General features: G+C 36.6%; 5 protein-coding genes. 1 reads left to right on the top strand and 4 read right to left on the bottom strand.

Annotated elements, in window-relative coordinates; genetic code table 11:
* Positions 1 to 211 precede the first annotated feature (211 nt).
* The 4 genes from Q0L68_RS16090 to Q0L68_RS16075 form a co-directional block, all read right to left on the bottom strand.
* On the bottom strand, positions 212 to 2,575 hold the full coding sequence (locus Q0L68_RS16090; protein ID WP_296705155.1) for an ABC transporter permease: 2,364 nt from the start codon (positions 2,573 to 2,575) through the stop codon (positions 212 to 214).
* 47 nt (positions 2,576 to 2,622) lie between these two features.
* The gene (locus Q0L68_RS16085; RefSeq protein WP_296705154.1) at positions 2,623 to 3,567 is read right to left on the bottom strand and encodes a hypothetical protein; all 945 of its coding nucleotides are present in this window, start codon (positions 3,565 to 3,567) and stop codon (positions 2,623 to 2,625) included.
* A gap of 146 nt (positions 3,568 to 3,713) precedes the next feature.
* Positions 3,714 to 4,289, bottom strand: a complete 576-nt coding sequence (locus Q0L68_RS16080; protein ID WP_296705153.1) for a hypothetical protein — start codon at positions 4,287 to 4,289, stop codon at positions 3,714 to 3,716.
* 68 nt (positions 4,290 to 4,357) lie between these two features.
* The gene (locus Q0L68_RS16075; RefSeq protein WP_296705151.1) at positions 4,358 to 4,639 is read right to left on the bottom strand and encodes a hypothetical protein; all 282 of its coding nucleotides are present in this window, start codon (positions 4,637 to 4,639) and stop codon (positions 4,358 to 4,360) included.
* Between the two features lie 382 nt (positions 4,640 to 5,021).
* On the opposite strand from Q0L68_RS16075, the gene Q0L68_RS16070 reads away from it, so the two are divergent.
* Positions 5,022 to 5,139, top strand: a 118-nt coding sequence (locus Q0L68_RS16070) for a DUF2200 family protein (protein WP_296705157.1), incomplete at its 3' end; no start/stop codon positions are given.

The raw sequence follows: 5,139 nt of genomic DNA, 5'->3' as shown, positions 1-5,139 counted from the left end.
GGTTTGGTATAATGAAACAGAAGAGATTTCCAAAAGTATTATTTGGGATACATCGAGTAAGTCGAATGTAAAGGTAATCGATCGAGACCCTCGTTTGGGAAAAAACCCAGCCCCTATTTATAAAGTCAATAATTGAGGTTTTTCTAAATCAACCTAGCATATATTAACAGAGAAAAGCTTTCAGAATTTAATGAAAGCTTTTCTCCTTTTTTTATTCACTTTTTAGTGTTTTTGCAGGATTTACCAAAGCTGCTTTGATAGCTTGGGAACTCACGGTTAATAAAGCAATCAAAAGTGTCAATCCACCCGTCCATAAGAAAACAGTCCAATTTATATTCGTCCTGTAGTCAAATGTGTCCAGCCAGCCGCTCATAAAATACCAAGAAACTGGAATGCCAATGATAATTGAAACCAAAACCAGTTTACTAAATTCTGATGAAAGCAAAGCCACCAAACTGGAAACAGTGGCTCCCATTACTTTCCTTACTGAAATTTCTTTTTTTCTTCGTTCGGCGATATAAGTAGCCAATCCAAATAGTCCCATGCAGGAAATCACTACTGCTAATCCAGAGAATAAGGAAGTCAGCGAAGCAATTCTTTTTTGGGATTGAAATTTTTGTTCATTAACCTGATCTACAAACTTATATTCAAAAGGATAACCTGTATTGAATTTCGCAAAAACCTGTTCTACACTTGCTATCGAATTTGCCATATTTTGCCCAGTCTTTAAACGAATATGGATAAAATTCAGATTTCTTTTTGGACCCATAACCACTATAGGCTTCACTTCCTCAAATGGGGACTCCATAATAAAATCTTTCACCACTCCCACTACGGTGAACTCCATACCATCATCTTTGATGACTTGGCCAATTGGGTCAACAAAGCCTATTATTTCAGCTGCTTTTTCATTTATTATGGCTGCCATACTGTCGCTCGCATAGGTAAATACATCTATATCTCTTCCCGCTATCAGTTCCATGCCAGCAGTTTTGACCAAGTCGGCATCTGATCCCATTCTGTACATAGCGGGTCTATAATCTGGATCCTTACCTTGCCAATCCATCATATTCGTATCGCTGTAAATTTCCGTCAATGGAGAAAATGTATAACTGACACTTTCCACCTCAGGGAGAGCCGAGAGCTCATTTCTCATGGCCAATTTGTTTTTTCTCATAGGTTCAGTAACCTGATGGAAAATCAAATTCGCCTCATTTATCCCCATATCTCGATTTTGAACATACAGCACTTGATCCCGGATAATCCACACACTGGAAATCAATCCTACTACCACAGCAAATTGAAATACCACTAAAACTTCTCTAGGTTTGATCCCAAGGCTTCTTTTGACTCCCATTTTTGGTTTGAAAATGACCGTAGGATTAAATGAACTCATTAAAAACGCGGGGTAGCTCCCTGCTAAAACCCCAATAAAAAGGATATAAACGATAGACAAAATCCAGAAATACGGTTGGTAAAAAGGATTGATCAATTCCTGCCCAATCAAATTGGTAAACCAAGGAAATGAAAGAGATATAATCAGCAAAGCCAGGAGATAGGAAAATAGGGCTATCAAAATGGATTCAGACAAAAACTGTCGAATCAACATGCTTTTTCCGGCTCCAGAAATTTTCCGGATTCCAACCTCCTTTGAGCGTTTTTCACTTTGTGCAGTACTGAGATTGACAAAATTAATACCTGCAATGATCAGCACAATTACGGATACTATTCCAAACATTCGGATCAGTTCAATCTTTCCTCCCACTGATTGTCCATTCTCAAATTTGGAATAAAGGTGTAGGTCTTTGACTGGGAATAGAAAGTCTGAAATTTCTTCATCCAAACCACCATAGGTTTTAGAAAAGTCAGCATACTTTTCATTAAAAAGCTCGATATCAGATCCTTTTGCAAGCATGGTAAAGGTTCTCATGGAGTTATTTCCCCAAAAATCATCCACCCATCCCATAGCCTCCAATTTCTTGAAAGGAAGAAAGGCAGTAAAATTAAATGAGGTATTCTCGGGAAGATCTTTGATCACCGCTTTTACCTCAAAATCTAATTGATCCTCGACCCTAACTGATTTCCCTAAAGCAGATGTTTCGCCAAAAAGTTTTTTTGCCAGAGATTCCGTCAAAACAATATTATCGGGAGCAGTCAAGGCTTCCACTGGATCACCCTCCACTATTTCAAAACTAAAGATTTCAAAAAATCCAGGGTCTGTAAAAGTCGGTTGTTCAGAAAATTTGTTTTCCCCAACAGCCATAATCATGGGATCCCACTCTGTCATTCTAGCAGTTTCCTCCACCTCCGGAAAGTTTTCTTTCAAGGTGGGAGCATAGGGTGCAGGGGTATAATCCCATGAAATTGGCTCACCTTCTATCTCCGTGGTTCTCCATATTGCATAAATTCGATCCGAATTTTCATGAAACCGATCCACAGAAAGCTCAAATTGAACCCAAATCAGAATTAGGATAGATGCCGCCATTCCGATTCCCAAACCGGCAATATTGATAAAGGCATATCCTTTACTTCTAGTGATATTTCTCCAGGCAATTTTCAGGTAGTTTTTCCACATAGTAAGCTGATTATTAAATAGAAATAATAAAAAATATTGGACTTGAATTAATCAATAAACTCTAGATTGATGCTTCCTCCAGAACTTTGCATCGAAAGCAAATAGCCTCCACCATTTATTTTACCTGCAATCAAATCTTTCTTGATTTCTCCATCAAAATTGGAAAGTTTAGAATTAACTCGGCCTCCCCGTAAATCTAGATTCAAACCTAAATCAGCAGGAACCATAGCAGTAATGCTACCTCCCGAAGTTCTAAAAGACAAATCTTCATCAATTCCTAAAAGTCTAGCTTTAATAGAACCACCACTTGTATTGGCATCAATGCTCCCAGAGATATCTTCTAGTGTTACACTTCCTCCTGATGTATTGATTTTCAATTTTCCTTCTAATCCATCGATTTTCACAGATCCCCCACTGGATTGAACATCCACTTCCCCGTCAAAATCATTTAAATTAAAAGATCCGCCTGAACTTTTGGAAACGATGCTTCCACTTGCATTTGCTACTTTGATACTTCCACCGCTTGTTGAAATAATTTGTTCTCCTTCTATGCTATCCATAGAAATGGAACCTCCACTGGATTGAAATGAAGATGAAATTTCAGTTGGTACTTGGACTTTAAAAGAAAGATTCAAATTATCACCTCTCCTCCAATCATTATTGTTTTTCCTCTTCACTTTCAACGAAATCGTATTTCCACTTTTTGAAATATCCAATTGAAAATTTTCAAGTAATTCTTCTACTTCTGGATCTTTGGAATCGATCTCTCTCCCATTTCTTTTCACGTACATTTCTACAATTACTTGGTTTCCTGGCACTCCATTTACCGCCACGCTGGCACCTGAAGTTTCAACCTCTAAATTCCCTTTTCCAGTAAGGGTGAATTCCTTTGTAAGGTATGGTTCAGAAATAGCGAATGCATTAGATTGTTGAACTGAAGCAAAAAACAATGCAAATGATAATGCTATTAGAAATAATTTTGAGTTTTTCATAAGATGGTTGGATAAATCATCTAAAACCTATTTCTACTATTATGCCATAAAAAAATCAGTCTCCACAGCCTAATTCAAGGGATTATGAGATATTCAATCAAAATATCTCGGACGATTTTGTTCGTTTGCGGGCAAAATACTAATTCTTAAAAGCCCAACCGTCTTATTACCAATTCATCAATTTGTTTAAAAAGTAATTTCGGATGTTTCGTTCGCCAAGCCACATCGTCAAGCTTCCCTCCCATGACCAAGTATTGATCGATATTGTATTTACTCATTTCGGTCAAGACCTGATCTCTTAAGTTTAAAACAGCAATCCAACCTTCTTCCAATTCATCTTGCCATTCGGCGTAATAATCATCAGAATCTAAATCTGCATGAAAATTGAATACATTTTCACAAATCAAAATAAATTTATTAATCCCCTCTGCTATCATCAATTCTATAACATCTCGTTTGAGAGTCATGATATCATTATTCAGGAGATCATTCCATTCTCCAAAAAGTTCTATGATGGCATATCCATCTTTATAATCCACATAAAGAACTTTCAAAAAAAGTGTTTCACTTCCTATGTTGTCCCATTGCGGATGAATGGTATAATTATAAATCCGATCCGTAAAATAGACCTCACTGTTTTGATATCCATAAAATGGAGATCTCGAATCTTCAGATGCGATGTATAAATTTCGCCAGCTATAGAAAGGTTCAATGGTATGCATCCTTCTTAATAGGAATTTAAAATCAACACTCAGCTAAAAAGGTCGCAAGATTAAATTTCCATTTTCAACTAACGAACCTGCATCCACTTTTTGCTTTCCTTGTTTACAAAGGTAATGGGTACAAATTTATCGGTTGGTGCACCAATGTAATAAACTGTCCAGTTTGGATCGTGATGAGCTAACATATCTGAAATACAGTCTGCTCGATGACCTTGAGGATTGGCGCAGTCTTCCCAGTAAAATAATTCTACTTTATAGTGGAGTGACTTCACTTCATTGTTGATGATAACTTGGATTTCAATATCCTGCTTACCAGGAAAAGTCGGAATTGGAATGGCGATATGACTCATTTTAGTTTTTGTTAATTGTGTAATTATGGATGCATTTATTTTGGGTTGGTTTTCAAAATCAATGTATTAGAAATTCAGACAATCTAGAATAGAAGTTAGTCTAAATTAGAGCTACCTGAAACTTTTCTTTCTATTTATCATCCAGTTCTATGCCATATTCTAGCCCTCAAAACAGCCTAATTTGAAGACAATACTACTTTATAAGACTATTTCACCGAACAATTTTGTTCGTCAATGGTCAAAGCAACTGTTAGGAGCAATTACAAGTTAACAGGTTTGTCACCAACATCTTCTATCAGATATAATAAGGAAATTGAATGAAAATTCAGAAAAATTAATTCCTTTGAAATAACTTGTATTTCAAACCAATTCAGTAAATAACATGAGCAGCACCAGCCATCACGATGAGAAAATTGCGAAAATGTCTTTCGCTTCGGTTTATCCTCACTATGTCACCAAAGTAGAACGGAAAGGAAGAACAAAAGAAGAATTGCATCAAG

Source organism: Algoriphagus sp. (genome assembly GCF_024642405.1).
Taxonomy (GTDB): domain Bacteria; phylum Bacteroidota; class Bacteroidia; order Cytophagales; family Cyclobacteriaceae; genus Algoriphagus.
This window is presented reverse-complemented; position numbering and strand designations above follow the sequence as displayed.

Excerpts from the sequence above, each read along its gene's own strand:
- Q0L68_RS16090 (WP_296705155.1), bottom strand. The coding sequence starts at position 2,575 with ATGTGGAAAAACTACCTGAAAATTGCCTGGAGAAATATCACTAGAAGT.
- Q0L68_RS16085 (WP_296705154.1), bottom strand. The coding sequence starts at position 3,567 with ATGAAAAACTCAAAATTATTTCTAATAGCATTATCATTTGCATTGTTT.
- Q0L68_RS16080 (WP_296705153.1), bottom strand. The coding sequence starts at position 4,289 with ATGCATACCATTGAACCTTTCTATAGCTGGCGAAATTTATACATCGCA.
- Q0L68_RS16075 (WP_296705151.1), bottom strand. The coding sequence starts at position 4,639 with ATGAGTCATATCGCCATTCCAATTCCGACTTTTCCTGGTAAGCAGGAT.